This is a genomic window from Terriglobia bacterium, from assembly GCA_035712365.1.
In the GTDB taxonomy this organism is placed as follows: domain Bacteria; phylum Acidobacteriota; class Terriglobia; order UBA7540; family UBA7540; genus SCRD01.
This window is the reverse complement of record DASTAW010000015.1, coordinates 45,190-66,467: the sequence shown is the minus strand read 5'-3', so window position 1 is coordinate 66,467 and position 21,278 is coordinate 45,190. Positions and strand designations below refer to the sequence as shown.

Here is a 21,278-nt window from a genome sequence, read left to right as displayed (position 1 = left end):
CCTTAAAGACTCTCTGCCTCCGGCTTTCGAAGGTTGATCAGCCTCTGCGTCGCTCGCAGTTCGTAAGGGAAAGAATAGAAACTCAGTCGGTATCGCCACGCGCTCAGAAACCGCAACAGACGGCGTCCCCAGTTCGGAAGCCGGGGGTCCTGGACCGTCGGCCATCGGGAGCTTACAACCAGGCGGAAGTTATCAATCCGGCGTTTTGTGGTGGGTTTCATCCAGGGCGTGGCGGGGTCCTTCCGAATGGTGAAGTTGTACCAGCGCTCGGTGGCCCACTCGTCCGGCGTGGCCGGGAAGGCAATCTGGTCCTCGACATGGCCGTACATTCGTTCGCGCTGCGGGACCGGCGTGTAGTGATAAATGATAATTTCCGAAGCGGGATTCAATTGCTTGATCCTGCGGATGAAGCGAAGGCATTCGCGCGTGTCGCGTTCCGGGTCTTTCGGATTGCCGATGACGAACGAGAATTCCGGAATAATGCCGAACTGGCGGATGCGCCGGGCAAGTTCTATTGTCTGCTCCGACTTCAGCTTCTTGTTCATCTCTTTCAGGACCCAGTCCGACCCCGACTCAGCCCCAAAGAAAATCATCCGACACCCTGATCTGCGAATCGCCTCAAATGTCGCATCCGAGTAACGGAGCATAATGTCGATTCGGGCTTCACACCACCAGCCAAGATTGAGCGGAGTCATGCGGTCCGCAAGCTCCCGGGCATGGTCTTCCCGCAGGAAAAAATTCATATCATAAAACTGCACCGAGTCCACGTCGTAGTCGCGTGCGAGATGGCGCAGGATGGCTTCCGTCCGCTCTGGAGACTCCATCTTCTCGATGGCCCCGTAAGCCGGAACAACCCCGCAGAAGCTGCAGTTGAACGGACACCCGATGCTCGCGTGGTGCGCTGCCGTTCGGCGGCCGAAAAAAGAAGGCCGAATGTAGTCCCTGGCTGGAAGGCGGTGATAGGGATACCACGGAAATGCATCCGGGCCCTTCATCCGCCGCTCGGGGTTGTGGTGATGCTTCCCGGAGGCATCCTTGTATGAAAGGCCGCGAATATCTTCCAGCGACCTCTTTTCCCGCAGCGCGTCCAGCAATTCAAGCAGAGTTTCCTCGCCCTGGCCGCGGACCGCAAAATCAACATAGTCCGCGTTCAAAGCTGCATCGGTGTATATGGACGGGAAATAACCGCCCCAGACGATGGGAACGCGTGGAAATGCCAGGCGGGCCTCACGGCACGCTCTTATTGCAGGAGAAAGCTGCGGGCCCGGCATCACCGTGACCGCCAGAAGATCGACGCGGTTCCGGGCCAGGAGACCCATCAACGTCTGCACAGGGGAAGGGTCGAGGTTTCCGTCCACAATGGCGTACTCTTCACGCCCTTCCAGCACGGCCGCGAGCGCCAGAATCGATAGGGGGAACCGCCGGTTCCTCGGTCTTGTCGCGCGTGGATTGTAAAAGACGATCATGAGTCACCTAACCTGGCCCACAAAACGTAATACTTTGCAGGTTCGCGCCGCCGCAGCAAGCGGGCCTTTAACGGCCGGAGGGCCCACGCCGCGCCGTACCACGGTTCAAACTGTTTCCACTCGATGCCATGCGCCCGCGCGAGCTCATCGAGCGTGTCCGGGGTCAGATATTCGCGGCTGCGCACGCTATCGGAAGGAAAGCCATACTCGCTCTGAAATTTCAGGTGTTTCTCTTCGAGCATCTTTTGTCCGCTCTCCTCATCCCGGTAGAAACGAGAATCGAGGACCAGCAGGTGGCCGGGCCGGCGCAGGCAGCGCAAAGCTTCCTGCAAAGTACGGGCATAGTTTTCCGAATAATGGAATGATGCATTAAACACGGCGAGGTCAAATTGTCCGTCATCAAAAGGCAGCCGATCCATCTCCGCCTGGAACAAGTCGAAAGGCTTGGGCAGGAAATCAAGGTAATGGTGGGCCGCGCCCAGGCCATCCAGCGCATTGGTGAGTAAATCGACCGCAGTGGGGCGGTGTCCTCGAAGGGCAAGCCGATAACTCAGCCAGCAGTTTCCGGCGCCGATATCCAATACGTCCAGGCCGGCCTTGTATCGATACTCAAGCCACGGCAGGATGCGCTGATAAAAGAACCGGAAACTTCGGGAGCGGATCTTCCATTGCCACGTGTTGCGGCCGGTGACGTCCCTGTAGGGCAGTTCTAAATAATAGTGCGCGCCTGCCGGTCCCCGCCCTTGGCGGGGCCTGACCGTTTCATATTCAATCATGAACTGCTGGAAACGCTCTTCGCGCGCCGGCGTGAGTGCCTTCCATATCCCGCCTTCCTGCGCGAACGTGAATCCGCAGTAAGAACACGAACGTTCCTGCAACGCCCCCCGTGTGAGCACCAACGAAGGGTCCGAATGGCCGCAGACAGGACAGCGAAGGCGAAGGGAAGGTCCAGTCGCAGTCCGGACCTTTGCAGGTTCATCCAGCGATTCGACGGATGATAGAGTTTTTGCGTTCATCGTTCGGTCCTCTCAAAAACAAGGAGCATGTGGTCAGCCATCGCACGAAAGCCGGGGCATTCGCCAAGCCAGGGATCGATTTCGGATGCGAAGCGAAACAAGCGTGGGTAGCCGGCCGCAAGAAAATCCAGATACGAAGGCGGGACCGTCACTCCCACACCTTTCCATGCCAGCAGCCGAAAGTGAGGGATAAAGGCTTTCTTCAACTGCCGTACAGAGTGGTACCAGACCTTGATTTCGGAGCCGGCAGAAAGAGCAGCGGACTGTCTTCCTGGCATCAACCGCCGTACTGCCTTGCGGATGTTGCCTCGCGAGAGATACCAGAAAACTTCCCAGGCGCAGAAACGCCCGAACAGGCACAGGACCATCTTGCTCCGTACTTTTACCATCTGGGCCAGGTCGCCGGCCAGGACGGATGGATCGGGAATGCAGTTCAGCCCTGAGAAGTTTGAGAGGATTCCATCAAAAGGCCCTTCGCACTTCAGAATTCCGATCTGCTCGTTGGCCAGCACTCTGAAATTGATTGTGGCTGACATCGCGCCAGGGTCCGCCCGCCGCCGCGCAACCGCAATCATCCGTGGCGCCGAATCGCATGCCGTCACGTGAACGCCTCGCGCTGCCAGGTGCAATGCGTCTATCCCGGTTCCACAGTTGATTTCCAGCACCTGCTGCCCGGCTGTGAAAGTCCGGTCAATTTCCTTCCAAACCGCCTTACGCTGCGCGGACCCGATGGGTGAATTTGTGAAGCTGGCATCATACGTCTCAGCAACTTCGTCGAAAGCTGTTGACCCGGTCATGGTGGTTCCAGAAGACGAAGTCATGTTCCCTACGCCTCGACTTCCGCGAATGAAAGCTTCATTTCCTCGCGTGCTCTATCGATTTGTTGCCGAAGAGCAACCAGCTCAGAAGGCGTTCCGACGGCATTGGGTCCGGCCATCCTCTGTACCCCGACTTCAGCCCGCAAGAGCTGGTTCACGCTCTGATAAAAGCGACGGGAATGCCGCCCGTGGATTCTGAAATCCCGGTCAGACCCTTCCGCCCACGCCGTGAGCGCAGTTACCCGGTCTGCCACTTTTTCAAAATAGGGAGTACCACGAATCGGGTAGGCAATCGTTGTGAGAAAAACGTCAGGATCGCTGCGCTTGACATGATCTATGGTGGCTTCAATATCGGTCAGTTCCTCGCCTTCGTAGCCCCACATCAGGAACATGCCCGTCTGGATGCCATTGGCCTTGCACAGTTGCACGGCAGACTGCACCTGCTCGACTGAAACGCCCCGGCGCATCGCGTCCAGGATCCTCTGCGACCCGCTCTCCGAGCCGATCCAGATGCGGAAACAGCCAAGTTCCGAAAGAAGCCCCACGACCTGCGGGTTCAGCCGGTCAGCGCGCGAGATACATTCGAAGGGAACCCTGAGACCGCGACGCTTCATCTCCGCCGCGTATTGAAACAGCCAGCCGTGATGGATGGTGAAAACGTCATCGGCCATCCAGATCATGTCCGGGCTGTAACGGTCGAGGACCCATTCGAGTTCATCCACCACCGAAGCGGGCTTTCGCCGGCGGTGCGTGCGGCCATACACCGCATGGCTGCACCACTGGCACTCATAGGGGCAACCGCGGGCCGTGATCAGGGACACGGAGCCTGTGCCATGATTTTCGCGCCAGGTTCTAAGGTAACGCTCGATCTCCACCGACTCACGGCTGGGCCATGGTTGGGCATCGATGTTCGGAATCTGCGGTCGGGGCAGCGTACGGTGGACCCTGCCGTCATCTCCTCGAAAAGCGATGCCGCTCACGCCGCTCAGAAGATGGAATGACCCGCTCCGCAGGATCGGCACGAGTTCCTCAAGAGTGATCTCACCTTCTCCGATGACAACCACGTCGGCGCCGGCCGCGAGATACTCATCTACGTAGGAAGCAGGTTCCGGCCCTCCGACAATGGTTTTCCAGCCGGCTTCCCTGGCCGCCTGGAGAATCCGGACCACGCTTGGCCGCGTCATAAGGTTTGCGTAAACACCCACGACGGACGGTCCGCTGCTGCGCAGAATTTCCAGCAAATCGTTTCGGGAGGCAAACGTCGTGTCAAAGACTTCGACGTCGAACTTTCGTGAGCGCAGGTGCGAAGCCAGGTAAAGGATGCCCAGAGGAACGTAGGGCTTCATGATCGCCTGCTCTTTGGCGTCTTCCTCCAGGAAGTATCCGTGGGTTAAAAGCAAATCCATAAGGGCCATCTGTCAAACAGCTATGAGCTTTGCCTCCCAAGTGGCGGACAAACACCGGCCCGCAGCCGTTGCGTGCTGCGGGTCAATCGCATCCCATGGCGGAGCAGGCCAGAACAGGCAGCAGGGTGGCGTCGGAATTCCTGCACGCCGGTTCGAGTTGCTCGACCCTGTTCCAGAGTTCCGCAACCTGATTGGTGCCCAAGCGGGCCGCGGGCGTCGATCGGTCCCGCAGGCTGAACTTCCATTCATCCGGCGAACCCCAGGACTCCACCTCTGCGTGAAGCGCATCCCGAAGCTCACGATAGAATTCACTCGTATAAGCACCCTTGAACATCATGGAGAGGTCATCGCTATCCACCCAGTTGCTCTTGGTCCCCAGCTCTTCGCGAACGCGCTGGTAAAACCTGGTCCCTGGCAACGGGTAGGAAACCGAGACGCCGATATCATCCGGGCGGACTTCGCGGACCACGTTTATGGTTTTCTGAATGTCGGTCCAGGTCTCGCCGGGATAACCGAACTGAAGGAAGAAGCCGGCGCGAATGCCGTGCTGTTTCAAATTGTGGCGTGCACGAAGGACCTGCTCGAGGCGAATCCCCTTATCCATGGCATCCAGGACCTTCTGTGATCCGGACTCCACTCCCATCCAAACCTCCGCGCAGCCGGACCTTGCAAGGGCCGCAACTGTCTCTTCCTTTCGCATCAAGTCTGCTCTTGCCTGCACCTTGAAAGGAATGGCGGAACTCCGCTGCCGGACGTGGCTGGCAAAATTCTGGATCCAGCGGTTGTTGATCCCGAACAAGTCGTCTGCGAACCAGAGATGATCGGCCCCAAACCTCTCGCGGAGTTGCCACATTTCTTCGGCCACAGCCTCGGGGGTCCGGGCATGGAAAGAATCGCCGTAGATCGGCTTCGCGCACCAGTTGCAGCGGTAGGGGCAGCCACGGCTAGACACCAGATTGAGCGAAAAGAAGCCATGCGCTTCGCGCCAGGCGTGACGGTAGCGGTCCATATCGACCAGGTCTCGCGCCGGAAAAGGAAGCTGGTCCAGGTCCCGCATCAGCGGCCTGCGCGACGAGCGAACCACTCGCCCGTCGCCGCTCGGCGCGAACACGACGCCAGGAATACTCATCGCGTCCCGCTTCAAACCTCTGGCCAGAGACTCGACGACTTCGAGCAACGTCCACTCGGCCTCGCCCGCGAGGACGTAATCCGCGCCTCTGGCCAGGTACTCAGAGCAGTGGTCCGAGGAATCCGATCCATGCACCACAATCGTTGCGCCGGCCATGCGGGCAGCGTCGATCATTTCGAAGGCAACTTCTCTCATGCGGCTCAGGCACATCTTGGAAAGAAAATTGAAATTGTCCTCGTAGATCACTACGACCTTCGCACGATGCTTTCGCAGCGCCTCTGGAAATCCCTCTGCTGGATCGTTGAGCATGCTGTCAAACAGAGCGACGGAGAATCCCTTCTGCCTGAGCAGAGCGGCCGCATAGAGCGTGCCCAGGGGAGGGTACGGCTGCATTTTGCGGACCTGCTTGCGGTCGTAATAGAGGTGATAGGAGTGGGTCAGTAAGACGTCAGCCAAAGCATTCTCCTCGCCGCCAATGATCGCTCGCAGCCTAAACGCGTTGCAGGCGCAATCAACAGACCTCCTGCATCCCGTGGCCGAGTGATTGCCCGGTCAGCAGCGACCGGCGAGTCACCAGGCGTTCGGTGGTCCTGGCCACCCAAAGCTCCCACGGGAAACCGTAGTGGTTGTTTTGCAGCCGCCACCGCAAGGGCGCCCCCAGTGCTCTTCGGATTCCTCCTCGCATCCAGGGGACCTTCACCGCCGTCCGGCGGATGTGGTTGTTGAGCAGAAAATACTCAAGCATTCGTTTCAGGCGGCGGAGTTCCTCTCCCTGGAGCCACGGCAGGTGATTGCTTCCAAGGTCCACATCGGCCCACTCTTCGAGCGACTGCGGCTCATGCACCCCTTTGGCCCGGAGTTCCGGCCAGATCGGAATTCCGGGATAAGGCGTAAAAATGTTTGGAGAAAAACTGACGTTGGAATGTCTCCGGGCAATGTCGCTCATAACACGGAAGGTTTCCACCCGGTCGGTCTCCGTTTCTCCCGGGTATCCGAGTATCAGGTTGAAGGTCACCCGGATGCCTGCCAACTCCGATTTGCGGGCGGTTTCGTACATCTCATCGATCTTCTGATGCTTCTTGTTCATCAGGAGAAGTACTTCGGGCGACGCGGACTCCGTACCGAAGCCCATGTGCGTCACGCCCGACTTGCCCAGCAGCCGGACCTCATCGTCGCTCATGCGGCACAACAGGTCCGTTGATGCCTGGAAGGTCCAGCGGAACCTGGCTTTGGATTCGAGAAAGCCCTGTGCGATTTCGACCGCCCGCTTTATATTGACCGGGAGGTTTGAGTCCAGGAATGCAACCTCGCTGAGGCGGTAACGCGAAACCAGCTCGGTGACTTCCTGGACCACGCGGCCGGCGCTGTAGGCGTTGAAGCGCCGTTTGTAGAAGACCTGGTCGGTGCAATAGTTGCACGCGTAGGGACACCCGACGCTCGATGCATAGGGCAGCTTACGACCGCCCGTTATCTTTTCGTACGCATCAAAGTTTCCCAGGTGGAACGCGGGCGCAGGAAGGTTGTTGACGTTTTCAACCGGACGCTCGGGGTTGTGATGAATCCCATCTGGGAGCTTGCGAGAAATTCCCTGGACATTATCGAGAGATTTCCCTTCACTCAGAAGGCGGGCAATTTCAACGATGGTGCGTTCGCCCTGTGCCCTTACTACAACATCCACGAAAGGTTCGCTGAGAGTTTGTGCCGGCAGAAGGCTGGGGTGCCATCCTCCGAAAATGATGGGAAGTCCCGGGCGAAGCTCGCGGACCAACCGCGCGACCTCGGCAGCCGAGCGGATCATCTGGCCGGTCAGCAGGGAAACCCCAAGGCAGACGGCATCCTTGATTTCCCGAGCCACGATGCGTTTGAAATCGGGCTCGACTGACCCGTCCACAATCGAGACCTGGAACCCATCCTCAAGCAATGGCGATGCCAGGCTGAGGAGACTCAGCGGCGGCCCAAGCGGCAGGCCTGCGTAGGGGGGGAAAAAAAGGACTACTTTGTTGCTCATGGGCAATTTGCCCCCACCGCAGGCTCCAGTTGCTTCGCGTCAACTTTGGGTTTGGCAATGGAGACAAATCTCTTGATCTTTTGGTTGAGCCAAAGCTCGATCGGCAGTCCGTAAAAGTCGTGGTCCAGACGCCACCGCGCCGGATAGGCCAGGCTGTGTTGGAAAGCTCGAACGGCCGTCCCCGCGTCCAATTTGGCGATGGGAATACGATCGAAGGCAATGCGGAGATAGTCCCTCATGACCTGGACGCGCCGATGGGACCGCCCTTTCAGCCAGGGGAGCACGGTGTATCGCGGGAAGTAGTCAGCCCATCCTTCGAAAGAATCCGGCACCACGATGCCAAGTTCCTTGACGCGATCCATGATGGGCGACCCCGGATACGGCGTAAAAATGTTGGTCCAGAACTCGGCGCCGGGGAACCGCCGGCAGACATCCATAATGAAACGAATGGTCTGCTTCTGCTCCTGCGCGCCTTCTCCCGGATACCCGAAAATGATGTTGAAACTGGGTCGAATGCCGGCCTCCAGGCAACGCTCGGCGGATTGGTAGATCGAGTCGAAATCCTGGAACGTCTTGTTCATCAACTTCAGGATTTTGGGCGATGCGGAATCCACACCCTGGCAAATCTGATGGAGGCCGGCCCGTCCCAGCAGGCGCAGCTCCTCCGTGGTCAGGCGAGCTGTGAGGTTCGTTGTGGCCTGAATGCTCCACCGGAATCTGGAGCCGACCCGGACCAGTCCCTCTGCGATTTTGAGCGCACGCTCCAGGTCCACGAGGAAGTTGTCATCGACAATCCAGAGCATCTCCAGGCGATAGCGAACGGAGAGGTCGAAAGTCTCTTCGACCACTTGCTCCGCAGGCAGGCCGTTCCACTGCCGGCCGTAGACGCCGGCGTTGGTGCAATAGGAGCAGTTGAAGGGGCAGGCCAGACTGGATGTGTACATGGCCCAGCGCCTGCCGCAGACCCGCTCATAGGCATCGAAGTCAGCAAGTTGATAGGCCTTGGAAGGCATTTCCACGAGTTTCTGCAAGGGCCTTGGCGGATTCAAAATCAGCCGCCCGTCCCGCTTGAAACCGACACCCTCGACGCCCTCAAGCGAGTCGCCGTGCTCCAGGCGCCTGACCACTTCGAGCATCGTGGCTTCACCCTGGCCGCGGACCACAATGTCCACAAATTCTGCCTCAAGCGTCTGCCTGGCCAATAAGGAGGGATGCCAGCCGCCCAGAATAATGGGGAAATCTTTGTCCCAGGCCTTAACCGCCCGCCCGATCTCCGCCGTTTCGCGGATCATGGGGCCGGTAACCAGCGATATGCCGAGGCAGAGGGCATCCTTGACTTCCTCAAGAACTCGCTGCTTCAAGTTGGGCGTGATGGTGGAGTCAATTAAGACGACCTTGTATCCTGCCCTCAGCAGCGGAGTCGAAACCGCCAGAATGCCGAGCGGTGCGGTGGCTTCGCTGCTGGCAAAAGCCGGAAAGAAAAATACGATTTTCTTAGAACCCCTCACGCTGCTCTCCCGTCATTTGGAAATCCCAGTTTCTGGCCGATATGCTCGAAGGATACCAGCGGCAATTTGGCCGCATGTCATGGCGCAATCCCTTTCCTGCAAAAAAATTGTCAACAGGCCGCACGGCAGCTTGAATCCGGAACTTCAGGACCGGAGGGCGCTACCTCGGTTGAGGCAGAAGGCATCAACGGCGACAGGGCCGCGAAGCTGAGCAGGATCAAGCCGAGGGAGTGTCCGTAGGTGTATTCGAAAAGGCCGGCGACCAGATAACCGGCGAGGGCCAGTATCGCGGTCCGTGACGCAAATGCTTCTTCCCTGTTTTGGGCTGATCGTGAAGCCTTGAGAAGATCGCGGAATAGCACTGCGATGAACAGGAGAGCAGCAAGTACAACGGGTATTCCGAATTCTGCGGCCAGTTCCACGGCGTTGTTGTGCAGGTGGCCGTGATAAGCCGGGACGGGGTCCCGCGCAGAAAGATAGGACAGATAAAGCTTGTCAATGCGTCCCGGGCCGACTCCGGTGAGCGGATGCTCCCTGATCATTTCCCACCCGACCCGCAGCATTTCAATGCGTTCCAGGTTCGAGTAGTAGGACGGCTTGATCGACTGCGTGACGCGCTCACGAATGGGCCTGGGTGCAAGCAAGAAGAGAACCGCCGGCAGGGCGGGGAGCGCCCAAATCCACCTTGAGCGCCTCCGCATCAACTCGATGCCAAACAGCGCCAGGCATGTGATCCAGGCCATCCGCGTCAAGCTCACGAGGATGGCGATCCCATTGATGGCCACGACTGGCCACCAGCGCCGCCTCTCCTCGGGATACAACGACCAGAAGCTGAGCAATCCAGCCACTACCAGAATTTCCACCGTTCCGTAAACCATCCAGTGATTGAGTAAACCTCCAGAACGGAGATAGAGGCCCACATCGCCCCCGGTTGCGAGTTCGCGGCGATAGTAGAAAAGACGGGAAACAAAATCTCCGATGAGGACCAGGGAGCTGAGGCTCGCGGCCAGGAATATACCCTGCCAGACAATCAGACGGTCTGAGGCCTTGTGAATGGAGGGTACCACCAGAAACAGCGCGCCAATCAGGAGCAGGTGGCGGATTTCACCCCGGCCAAAGGAGGGTTCGGGCGACAGGCGCCACACCACGATTTCGAGGCCAGCCCACAGCACCCAGAATCGAAAGATGCGCGGAAATACGAGTCGCTCCTTGCCGCGGGCGAGCTGCACAATTCGAGCCAGCAACGCGAGAGTGAGAAAGCATTCCGAAACCGCTATGGAAACCGGGACCGCCCAGAGCCCCAGGGCCAGCATGGCCGAATCAAAACGAGCAGAGGCCAGGAACTTCCAGAACCGGGTGTGCTCATCCGGCCTGATTGCCCGCTCCCATTGGCTGGCGTGTGCAATTAAGGTGGAGTTCTTCAAGCGGGACCTCGATACCTCAATACAATTGGCGCATCAGATCAAATCCGATGAAGAGCCCGCTCGGCGTGTCGGCCGATGGTTCGCCCAGGAACGTTGCCCGTGTGCCAGCCCGCTGTGACACGACCGTGCCGGGACTGTTTGAAAATCCGAGCGTGAAAGCATGCCGCCATAACTTTTTTTGAATGCCAAAGGCATAGGCCGGTCGGTGAATTCCAAGTTCCGGACCGTTAGCCAGGGTCGGTATGACTTCAGCAATCAAGGCCACTGTCGGCCGAATGTCAAAGGCCCCGCCCACGCCCAGTGAAAAACTGTTGATGCCCGGAAGAGGCGGTGGACCCTCTGCAAACCCGGGACTGAGTATCAGCCGGCGGTTCTGCAGTGAAAGCGTGGGGACAAGGTACAGTTGCGCGCCCTTAAACAAGGTCCGTGAAAAGATCCCTTCAAAGTTAGTGGTGAAGTTCGTGCGGAAATTATCCTGTCCGTCGAGCGATAGCCGGAACGTCGCGTTCAGCGGATAGCCGTCGTGCTCATCCAGGGCGTGATAGGCAGCCATCAATTCGATTGGCCGCCCGATGAAACTGGGGGAGCGATAAACGCCTACTGACAGTTTGTCTGTGATGCCGTATCGAAGACCGAACGAGGAAACCGATATACCGTCAAGTCCCAGCAGGACCGCGCCGCGGGCCTGTCCGCTGAAGGCCGGATCAAAAACAAAACGGTGAGTAAAGTTGATGTACCACCCATGCCGGTCAAGCCGCCGTCCCGTAGGAAGGCTGTAGAGATAATCATCAGCGGGAGTATAAATTTTCGCGTTTTCCCTGGCTTCCGAGGCGGCCGCGCGCTGCAGAGCAGCATCGCCCGACCCAAGAGATTTGACGAATGAGCCGACGGCGACAATTTGATCTTCCGACAGCTTGCCTTCCCAGGCTGGCATCAGGGTCCCTTTCTTTCCATGCCGGATGGTGTTGAGAACGGTCTCTTTCGAGATCCCGGCTTGAACTGCAGGGTTCGTGAAGTCGGGAGTTCCGGTTGCAGCGATGCCTTTTCCGTCCCTGCCGTGGCAGACAGAACAATTCTGAATGAAGGACTTCGCGCCCAGTTGCACATTTCCGGGAGGCGCTTCAGCCGAGGCCGTTTCCTCGAGATGGGTCTCCGCCGGCGGTGGCGATGGATCAACTTCCCGGACAGTATGGTTCGCCAGGTCCACAACGTATTTCTTGCCGTTGCGCTGCACAATGACGGACGTCGTCGATCCGTCGATGAATTGAACTCCGACGGCATCGGCGGGCGCCGAGTTTGACGCCATTTCAGAATTGCCGGCAATGGCCTGTTGTGCGGCGCCCGAGGACGGACGAGGGCTGGCAGCATGCAGGAATGGAGTTACGGAGCATGCGAGACCGGCCGCTAACATGCAAACGGCGAACCGTCTTTTCAGGACCGGAACACACTTCCGATGCCGTTCCACTCCGGCCGCAATCAAATACTCATTTCCCATGTGCACTCTCCTGAATTGGTTACTCAACAAGGAGTACCACGTTTGAAAAACCGAGTAGTCAGGCAGGTGTAGTGAGTTTGTAAAGGTTGTGTTAGTCTCTCTGGAGAGGCAGCGCACGACTCCGATCACTTGCAATCGGCCGCCGCGCAGTTTTGAAGGGTTCCGGAGAAGTGCCCGCTGGGGAATTCGTCAAAACTTATGGAAAAGATCCTGGTCGTTGAGGATGACCGGTCGCTATACAAGGCCCTGAAGCTTGCCTTTGAGGCTGAAGGTTACTCGATCGAATTCGCCTCAGACGGCGAAGCGGGCCTGAAGGCGTTCCGAAGCGCCAGGCCTGCCCTGGTGGTGCTTGACCTGATGCTCCCCAAGGTCCACGGGCGTGAAGTCTGCCGGACCATCCGGTCCGAAGCGCCAAACGTTCCGGTGATCGTGCTCAGCGCTTCGGCCGATGAAGTGGACAAGGTGCTGCTGCTCGAGATGGGGGCTGACGATTACGTTACCAAGCCCTTCAGCCCGAAGGAACTGCTGGCGCGCGTGCACTCCATTTCACGCCGGGCGCGTGGTCCCAAGCCCGTCGATCAGTATGCCTTTGATGATGTGGCCGTTGACTTCGCCAAAATGGAGTTGACACGGGCGGGCAGCAAGATTGCACTCACGCCGCAGGAATTCAAGATCCTCAAATACTTTGTCCGCAACCCGGAGCGTGTCATCTCGCGGGATGAATTGCTGAACCAGGTGTGGGGCTATGATTGCTATCCTTCAACGAGGACTGTGGACAATCACCTCATGAAGCTCCGGCAAAAGCTGGAGAAGGAGCCTATGAATCCTTTGCACTTCAAAACGGTTCACGGGGCTGGGTACAAGTTTGTGCCCTGAGGTGAGGAGACCGCCGCCGCTTGTTGGAATCGGCGGACTGCGGCAGAAGGACGAGGGCAGAGTGGAACGATGGTCAAGATCCGTTTGCGAACCAAGTTCCTGGTTTCGCTGATATTCACCACCACCGCTCTCACCTTTGCCACGCTGTATATTGTACGCTCCTACCTGAGAAACCATGCACGGCAGGAAATTCATCAGGCGCTTTCCAACTCCGTCATAACTTTCCAGCACTTCGAACAGCAACGCCAGACAACCCTGGCTGAGTCGGCGGGAGTGATCGCCGACCTCCCCAGCCTGCGAGCGCTGATGACCACCCATCACCAGCCGACCATCCAGGACGGGTCCACCGGTTTCTGGAGGCTGGCCGGGTGTGACCTGTTTCTGCTCGCCGATCGGTCAGGAAAAGTGATGGCGCTCCACACCTCAACGGCCGGCTTCAATCAGCAAGCCGCACAAGATTCTCTTGCCCGTACTTTGACCGGGGAGTTGGGCCGTGACTGGTGGTTCGGGAGTGGACATCTCTACGAAGTTTTCCTGCAGCCCATCTTCTTCGGCTCCTCGCAGGACAACAATCTCCTCGGGGTCCTGGCAATGGGTTTTGAGGTGGATGCGCGCCTGGCGGAAGTGGTGGCCCAGATAGCGTCCAGCCAGGTGGCCTTTCGTTATGGCAAGGACATTGTGGTCACCACCCTTTCCACCCCCCAGAAGGGGGAACTTTCCTCGCATGCGATCAGATTCACCACGCCGGAATCTCTCGAATCTGAGGAAATACAACTGGGCAGGGAAGACTTTCTCGACACGACGCTGGAGCTCGCCCCCAAGGGGAGGCAGCCGGTCAGCCTCACCGTGTTGAAATCATTTGACGCCGCCACTCTCTTTTTGCAGGATTTGAACCGGCTGCTACTGGCCGTCGGCTTCGTCGCGGTGCTGGCGGGGACCGTTCTGATTTACTTGATCTCCCACACCTTCACACGCCCGCTCGCCAACCTTGTCGCAGGCGTCCATGCGCTGGGCAAGGGGGACTTCAACTATCCCCTGAACGTCCGCAGCAATGACGAACTGGCGGAGGTAACCGACGCCTTCGACGGAATGAGGAAATCGCTGCAGAAAAGCCAGCGTGATCTGCTCCACGCAGAACGTCTGGCCACCATCGGCCGGACGGCGAGCTCGATTTCGCACGATCTGCGCCATCCTTTGACTGCGGTGCTGGCATACGCCGAGCTCCTTTCGGAAAGCAAGGGGGATGACCGGCAGCGGAAAAGTCTCTACCTGGAGATTCGTTCGGCCGTCAGCAGAATGACAGAATTGATCTCTTCTTTACTCGAGTTCTCAAGGGCCCAGGAGTCACTCCAGCTTGTATATGGCGATCTGTTCGACTCCCTTAAGCGGACCGTCGAGACCGTCCGCCTTCGCCCGGAATTCAGCAAAATCGATATCCGGCTCACCCATGAAGGACCCACTCAAGGCTGGTTCGATTTTAAGAAACTCGACCGGGCCTTCCACAACCTGCTGTTGAATGCCTGTGAGGCAGTGCCAGTCGCCACAGGGAAAATCGACGTGCGTGCGATGCGAGTGAATGACCATGTGGAGATTGCTGTGACTGATAACGGCGTCGGCATCCCCGAATCCGTTCGCGATGAGGTGTTTCACCCTTTCGTAACCCACGGGAAGGATGGAGGGACCGGGCTCGGTCTTGCGGTTGCCCAAAAGATTGCGGGCGATCATGGCGGGAATGTAAAGATTGAGTCAACTGGCCCGTCCGGTACGACCATCAAGCTCTCGGTCCCATTGACTCGCCCCCCAAAGCAATCCGTTGCCTGACGCCTCGTCAATCCACCTTCTCACAACTGCCGCCCGGCGGTTTGTCCCTACGATTCCAAATTTTTACAAATTCACCACAGTCGCCTGACACATCCCGCATTATCGGGGTGGTAGGTTTGATCTCGGGAGATTCCGACGGAGTTCCCTGGATACAGGCGGGACTCATCCGAACCAAAGTTGATTGAGCTGGCGGGACTGGTGGAATGACGACAATTTCCTCCGGGGATTTCTTGAAGACAAAAGCCGAAACTCCCCTCAACGGCCGGTATGAGGCGGCAGGCGTGCAACTGCGCATCACAACCAATTTCGAGCCCATCCTCAACGCAGCGCAGAAGACCTTTGGGGAAGGGACAGCGCCGGGCCATGACGGAGGGGAAGAAATCCGGCTGCGTTTTTGGGTTGAAGAGGCACCGCAATCCGTGGCGCCAAAGCCCAAACCCAAACCCTATTTTCGCGGGTTGGGTCACCTGGTTTTTGCCGGGATCGATGGCTGCAACTCGATCCTGATGAACCTGCAGGACCAGTCTGGGGTAGGCCGCTTCACCCCTGAAGTAGCATCGGATTCAAAGCTCTGGGAAACCATTTTGCTCCCGGCCCTTCTTACCATCCTCGGGCCGTCGGTGGGTCTGGCCCCTGTGCATTGCGCGTGCGTCGCCTGGAAGGGGAGCGGATTGCTGCTGGCAGGCGAGTCTGGGGCCGGGAAATCCACTCTCTCGTTGGCCCTCGCTGAATCGGGGTTCGATTTTCTCTCTGACGATCGCACTCTGATTGCCGTCCATCAAGGGCGCCTTCTGGCATGGGGCTTGTCAAGGGAGATGAAACAGCGGGTTGAAAGCATCACCCAGTTTCCGTTTCTCAGTCAGGTTGAACCGGATGGCATATACGAGCGGGCGGACGAACTTCGATTTGATGCCGGGAAGCTTTCCGGCATCCACCACATCCGATGTTGTGAGCCGAGATGGCTCGTTTTCCTTGAACGCCAGTCGCGGCCGGCTTTTTCTCTCACCTCCATTCCGCCAGAGGACGCGGCTTTGCGGCTTGAAAGCCAGCTTCTTCGCGCCAGTCCTGAGGCCCGGGAGAAACAGCATCGCGTCATAGAGGACCTCGTCAAGAGGGAATGTTTCCGGCTCCTCTACTGTGGCGATGCCCGCACGGTGGCTGGCGCGCTGCACTCCCTGGTCGTGAACGGCTGGAAGGCGGAGAAACATCTGATGGGTTCGCCAGTGCGAAAACCATCGCGCTCCGCTGGCAGCGCGGATGACCCGCTTCGCCGGTTTCGCGCCACGCCGCTCAATTATCAGGCAGATCTGATGGGCCGGCACGTCCGTGTGGAAACCAATAGTCCCATCATCCTTAAGCACGCCGAGACGTTCTTGGACCGCCTTGAAGGCGCCAACACCACACCGGCGCAATTTCTCTGGAGGATCGTGACGGAACCGGGCCGTGAAACCGGGGCTGCCTGGCCTCAAATGGCGGCTTTTTCAGACCATGGCCTGCGTTACATCAATCTGGGACAGCGTAGTTTCATTGCAGTGGACCACGGCGCGCGCCAGGCGGTGGGGGTAATTCCAGAGCACCTTGCGAATGATGAAACAGGCTTCTCAAGCGTCTACCTTGCCCGGATGTTTTATCTCACTGCGCCCGCTCTTGGTCTGGTCACGATCACCGCGGCGTGTGTAGCCATGGAAGGCCGAGGGATCCTCCTTTTTGGCGCGCCGGGCAGCGGAAAAACCACCGCGAGCTATCTGAGCACCAGGTTCGGGCTGCAATTTCATGCCGACCAGGCTGTGTTCCTTGATAGGAGAGGTCGCACTCTGCGCGCCTGGGGGGAATTCTGGGCGGCGGCTTTTCGAGAGGACGCGCTGCAGTTCCTGCCGGAGCTCGCCGGCCAAACGCGTCCGCTCGTTTATTGCGACAGGACCTTTTTGTGCGTCAGCAAGGAATGTTTACCCTCCGACGCCCGCGCCGTGACCCCTGTCAGTTGCATTTTCCTGCAGCGGGAGGCCGGGACCTCGCCCAGGCTTGAACCCATTCGCCAGGAAGAAGCTTGCAGGAGGCTCGCCACAGTTGCTCCATTCGTGGATAACATGGGTTCCGGTCCCGAGCGTGATTCTGTTTTCAAGTCGCTCGGGCGGCTGCCCGCATACAACCTGGCCTATGGCAACGACCCTTCGGAAGCTGCGGTTTTCCTGCGCAGCATGCTGAGCACCCATCACCCAACGGAGGACCTATTTTGAATTCATCGCTGCGCCAGGCCGTTGTCGCCGAGCTGGCGCCCGCCGGCAGGACGCAGTTTGGGTTCGCCTTCTGGCACTCTTTCGACCCGTCGGATTGGGGCCGCGCCCTTGAGTGGCTTGACGTGAGTGGACTGGCCCTCTATTTCCGGCACAAGGTCGTCAATACCGGTGGATTGCAAGTTCTGCCGTTCTACGTTCAGACGCGGCTGGCCCGCAGCTACGAGCAGAACTGCTGGCGCGTCGAGTCCATCCGGAAGGAGTCCGCGGCCCTTCACAACCTGTTCGACGATGCAGGCGTCCAATTCGCTCTTCTGAAGGGCCTGGCGATGGTGCCGGATTACTGCCCTGACCCAAACCTTCGTACGCAATATGACTACGACTATCTCATTCGCCCTGACGCACTCGCGCGGGCCGAGGCAGCCCTGCAAGCAGCAGGATACAGGCCGAAGGTTTCGCGCGAAGGCTATCACATTGCCTATTTCCGGCCGGCGCCCGAGGGTGGCCCTCCAACGGGCCCCGTAGGACCCTATTCCGCCCGGCTGCAAAGGCCGGTCGAGTTGCACATCAGGCTGTGGGAAAACACCGAGGAAAAAATCGAAATCCCGCTCGGTGACGACTTCATGGACCGTTTGCGCAACCGCGTCGGGCTGGGCTTGGAGTATCCAACCTTATGTGACGAAGACGGCCTTATTTTTCAGGTCCTCCACGCCTTCCGCCATATTCTGCGGAACTGGTGCCGGCTGTCGGTATTCCTTGAAGTCTCGCATTTCCTGAATCAGCGGGCTGCGGATTCGGTGTTCTGGGGGCAGTATCAGGACCGGGTAGCAAACCTGCGCTGGGCGCCTGAAATTTCCACGCTGGTGTTCAACCTTACCCGCCTGCTTTTTGGAGGTTCCATCCCGGCGGAATTCAATCCCCGGGTGGACCCGAGGTTCTCAGCGGTAGTGGGCGCGTGGACCGACCTCTACGGGCTTCCTGGGGCGCTCGCGAATTTTCGGGGGAACAAGAACAGTCTGTTTCTCCACCGGGAGTTTGTAACAGATCGGTCCAGGTGGGCGGAGATTCGGAGGCGGCGATTGTTTCCATTCCGCCGGCCTCATCATCTCCCCGACGTCTTGTTCAACCACGGGCCGAGCGGCAGGAGGAGAAGGCTGGCCCAGCTTGTCCATGGCCTGCGAAGGCTCAAGTTCCACGCACTTTCGGCCCTTCGGTATGCCTGTGAATACCCTCGGTGGCAATTCCATCGGAGGCTGCGCGCTCCCGCTGGGTCCAAAGCCGGCAGCAGTGCCAAGGTTGAGAAGGGGAATCGTGATTCGGAGCCGTCTTTGAAGCCTGTGGTTGCGCAGCTCAACGAAACGGTCATCAGGGATTGATTATGTTCCGCGTTCAAGCTTATGTCATCCAGGCGTATCTTGTTTGTTTCGATCTGGCGGTGGTCAGCGCCTGTTACGTTGCCTTGTGGCTGGGGTTAGCGCGTCCTGAAACGGGCGCTCCTCAGGGTTCCCTGGCGAACGGCAGGAACATCGAAGCCCTTGTTGTCACCCTGGCGATCTGGCTCGCCTTCTCGCTCTATTTCGGCATGTACCATTCCCGGCGGCTTGATCGGCCCTTTGCCGATCTCGTCATCATTGCCAAGATCTCAATCGCCACTCTCGTACTCCTTGAATGCGTCGGCCATCTGTCCGCGGCGCTTGACCTGCCTCGCATCTTTATGGCCCGCTTCGCGGTGATGAGCTTCGTCTCCCTGTCTCTGGCCAGGGTGACGTTGCGGCTCACCACTCGTGTCCTGCGGCGGCACGGACATAACGTAAAAACCCTGGTTCTCATCACCTCTCCCCACATGGGGCGCAGGCTCGCAGCAAAGATCGACCAGCATGCTCATTATGGATACCGTGTCGTGCGCCACTTTCTCTACTTTGCCTCCGGACAGGACGAGGAGACCTCCCTCGTTGACGCGGTCTGCCGCTATCTGCGTGAAACTTCCGTCGATGACGTGATCCTGGCGCTGCCTTCGCAGGCGAAGGACCTTGCAACGCGGCTGATCCTGGAGTGTGAAAACCAGGGAATCAATGTCAGGATCGTTCCTGACCTTTTCCCGTTGATTCAGACGGACACTCAGGTCCACGACCTGGACGGAATTCCCCTGGTCAACGTTCGCCACTACCCGACCGAGAATTTCAGGTATGCGGTCCTGAAGCGCCTCTTCGACATCGCCCTGTCGCTCGCTGTGCTCGTCTTTTTCTCACCCCTGTTTTTGCTGATAGCGGTTCTGATCAAGCTCACCTCACCCGGCCCCGTATTTTTTGTCCAGGACCGGGTGGGCTTGAATGGCAAGGCTTTCGGAATGCTGAAATTCCGTACCATGCGGCAAGATCCAGCCCTCAATTCCGGCGACCACTGGACATCCCGGAATGATCCCTACGTAACGCCGCTTGGCCGATGGCTGCGCCGGAGCAACCTGGATGAACTCCCTCAGTTCGTGAATGTACTCAACGGCGACATGAGCGTCGTCGGGCCGCGCCCCGAACGTCCCTTTTTCCTGGAACGGTTCCGGCAGGAAGTGCCCGAGTACATGTCACGCCACTACGTCAAAAGTGGCATCACGGGCTGGGCACAGGTGAATGGCTGGCGGGGCGATACCTCGATCGCGCAGCGTGTTGCGCACGATCTTTACTACACCCGGAACTGGGCCATGGGGCTTGATCTCAAGATTCTGCTCCTTACGCTGACTCGAACTTTCTTTCATCGTAATGCCTATTGAAGAAGGCGACGGAAAGGCTGAAACCATGATGGACCATTACGCGGACCGACGCTTGGTTGCGAGGGTTGGCAAACTGCGCCGCCACTGGAGCTGGATTGTCGGTGGCGCATGCGTATGCGCCACAGCCGCTTTCGTCGTGAGCCGGTTTTCACCCAGAATCTACCGGGCCACAACCTACATCATGGTCTCGGAGTCCAAGATCGGCTCCGGTTCTGGAGATACACCGTGGCAGCAGATGGCCTCGCTGCCGACTTTCGTGCCTTTTGTGGATAACGAGGCGCTCATCCAGGAATCGCTTGAGAAATTCCATCTGGACCGTCCCCCCTACAATCTCACTGCTGATAAGTTTCGACGAAGCGGCTATCTGGACGTCCAGATACCGAAATCCACGCGACTCCTCGAGGTGGACATCGAATTTCCCAATGCCAGGGTCGCTGCCGATCTTGCCAACGACCTTGCAACCCGCGCCGTCCGGTTCAACGACAGGATGAATGCCGCGGATACTTCTTCGACGCGGGCCTTCCTGAAGAAACAACTTGAAGAAGCCACCGAGCGGCTGGCGCTGGCCGCTGCTCAGCGCTTGGAAGTCCAGCAGGAAGCCCGCATGGTAGACCGGGAAAAGGAACTCAGCATTCTGCTGGCGGGGAAGGAACGGCTCTCAACCCATCTGGAGCAGCTAAGGCTTGCGTTGGCCCAGGACCAGAGCCGGACCCAAGCGCTGAAACAGGCGCTGGCTGGGCAGCCCCGGACCTACCAGTTAAAGAAGAGCGTCACGGAAGATCGCTTCCTCGAACGGGCCGCGGAGAAGATGGGGCCATCCGGCGCGCCGCTTTCCATGACCGAAGAATCACTCAACACCACGCGTGAAACCATCCAGCAGGACCTCGTCAAGGCGACGGTGGATGCGGCTGCTGAACTGGCAGGTTCGAAGGAGGCCGAAACCAGGCTTGGCGTGGTGGACAACGCCATCACCAACCTGCTCGCCCGAACCACGGTATTGCGAAGCAAGGTGGAAAACGCGGACCAGAACTACACACTGGCGTCCGAAGCAGTCAAAACTGCAAGCCACGAATACCAGAACGCTTCTGTAACGGTTACCTCGAAATCGCAGGACCTGAAGCAGGTGGCGCCTGCAATCGTTCCCGAGCATCCGGTCCGGCCCAGGCCCCGTCTCAACGCGCTGCTGGGCTTCATCCTGGGCGCCATGCTGTTTACCTCATTGGCGTTGGTCATCGAGAACCTTCGTGAGATGCGCAATTTGGACCTCTTTCCTCTTGAAGTCGTCGAGCCGGTTGCCGCCAAGAAGCGTTGAA

15 protein-coding genes are annotated in these 21,278 nt (G+C 58.5%); 6 read left to right on the top strand and 9 right to left on the bottom strand.

The window, feature by feature from the left end; genetic code table 11:
• Window positions 1–2: 2 nt before the first annotated feature.
• The 9 genes from VFQ24_04000 to VFQ24_03960 form a co-directional block, all read right to left on the bottom strand.
• Window positions 3–1,466, bottom strand: coding sequence for a radical SAM protein (locus VFQ24_04000; protein HET9177501.1), 1,464 nt, complete (start codon window positions 1,464–1,466; stop codon window positions 3–5).
• Entirely contained in the window at window positions 1,463–2,482 is a 1,020-nt protein-coding gene (locus VFQ24_03995) for a class I SAM-dependent methyltransferase (protein HET9177500.1), read from the bottom strand. The genes VFQ24_04000 and VFQ24_03995 overlap by 4 nt, the downstream gene beginning before the upstream one ends.
• A complete protein-coding gene (locus tag VFQ24_03990) occupies window positions 2,479–3,303 on the bottom strand; it encodes a class I SAM-dependent methyltransferase (GenBank protein HET9177499.1) in 825 nt (274 codons plus the stop codon). The genes VFQ24_03995 and VFQ24_03990 overlap by 4 nt, the downstream gene beginning before the upstream one ends.
• A 5-nt stretch (window positions 3,304–3,308) precedes the next feature.
• Window positions 3,309–4,706 carry a radical SAM protein gene (locus tag VFQ24_03985; GenBank protein HET9177498.1) on the bottom strand — a complete coding sequence of 466 codons (1,398 nt, stop codon included), beginning with the start codon at window positions 4,704–4,706 and terminating at the stop codon, window positions 3,309–3,311.
• Between the two features lie 82 nt (window positions 4,707–4,788).
• The gene (locus VFQ24_03980) at window positions 4,789–6,291 is read right to left on the bottom strand and encodes a radical SAM protein (protein HET9177497.1); all 1,503 of its coding nucleotides are present in this window, start codon (window positions 6,289–6,291) and stop codon (window positions 4,789–4,791) included.
• A gap of 55 nt (window positions 6,292–6,346) precedes the next feature.
• Window positions 6,347–7,843 (bottom strand): radical SAM protein, encoded by a 1,497-nt coding sequence (locus VFQ24_03975; GenBank protein ID HET9177496.1) that lies wholly within the window; start codon window positions 7,841–7,843, stop codon window positions 6,347–6,349.
• Entirely contained in the window at window positions 7,840–9,351 is a 1,512-nt protein-coding gene (locus tag VFQ24_03970; GenBank protein HET9177495.1) for a radical SAM protein, read from the bottom strand. The genes VFQ24_03975 and VFQ24_03970 overlap by 4 nt, the downstream gene beginning before the upstream one ends.
• A 110-nt stretch (window positions 9,352–9,461) precedes the next feature.
• Complete coding sequence (locus VFQ24_03965) at window positions 9,462–10,775, bottom strand: O-antigen ligase family protein (protein HET9177494.1); 1,314 nt, start codon at window positions 10,773–10,775, stop codon at window positions 9,462–9,464.
• Between the two features lie 16 nt (window positions 10,776–10,791).
• Window positions 10,792–12,270, bottom strand: a complete 1,479-nt coding sequence (locus tag VFQ24_03960) for a DUF5777 family beta-barrel protein (GenBank protein HET9177493.1) — start codon at window positions 12,268–12,270, stop codon at window positions 10,792–10,794.
• Window positions 12,271–12,468: 198 nt separating this feature from the next.
• Here VFQ24_03960 and VFQ24_03955 point away from each other — a divergent pair, with 198 nt between their 5' ends.
• The 6 genes from VFQ24_03955 to VFQ24_03930 all read left to right on the top strand — a co-directional run bounded on the left by VFQ24_03955 (window position 12,469) and on the right by VFQ24_03930 (window position 21,277).
• Window positions 12,469–13,146, top strand: a complete 678-nt coding sequence (locus VFQ24_03955) for a response regulator transcription factor (protein ID HET9177492.1) — start codon at window positions 12,469–12,471, stop codon at window positions 13,144–13,146.
• 69 nt (window positions 13,147–13,215) lie between these two features.
• Window positions 13,216–14,967: a HAMP domain-containing sensor histidine kinase gene (locus tag VFQ24_03950; protein ID HET9177491.1), complete on the top strand. Its 1,752-nt coding sequence runs from the start codon at window positions 13,216–13,218 to the stop codon at window positions 14,965–14,967.
• A 203-nt stretch (window positions 14,968–15,170) separates the two neighbouring features.
• Entirely contained in the window at window positions 15,171–17,204 is a 2,034-nt protein-coding gene (locus VFQ24_03945; GenBank protein ID HET9177490.1) for a hypothetical protein, read from the top strand.
• Window positions 17,201–18,577, top strand: coding sequence for a nucleotidyltransferase family protein (locus tag VFQ24_03940; protein ID HET9177489.1), 1,377 nt, complete (start codon window positions 17,201–17,203; stop codon window positions 18,575–18,577). The genes VFQ24_03945 and VFQ24_03940 overlap by 4 nt, the downstream gene beginning before the upstream one ends.
• Window positions 18,578–18,579: 2 nt before the next feature.
• Complete coding sequence (locus VFQ24_03935) at window positions 18,580–19,965, top strand: undecaprenyl-phosphate glucose phosphotransferase (protein HET9177488.1); 1,386 nt, start codon at window positions 18,580–18,582, stop codon at window positions 19,963–19,965.
• Window positions 19,955–21,277, top strand: coding sequence for a hypothetical protein (locus VFQ24_03930; protein ID HET9177487.1), 1,323 nt, complete (start codon window positions 19,955–19,957; stop codon window positions 21,275–21,277). The genes VFQ24_03935 and VFQ24_03930 overlap by 11 nt, the downstream gene beginning before the upstream one ends.
• The last annotated feature ends 1 nt before the right edge of the window (window position 21,278 follow it).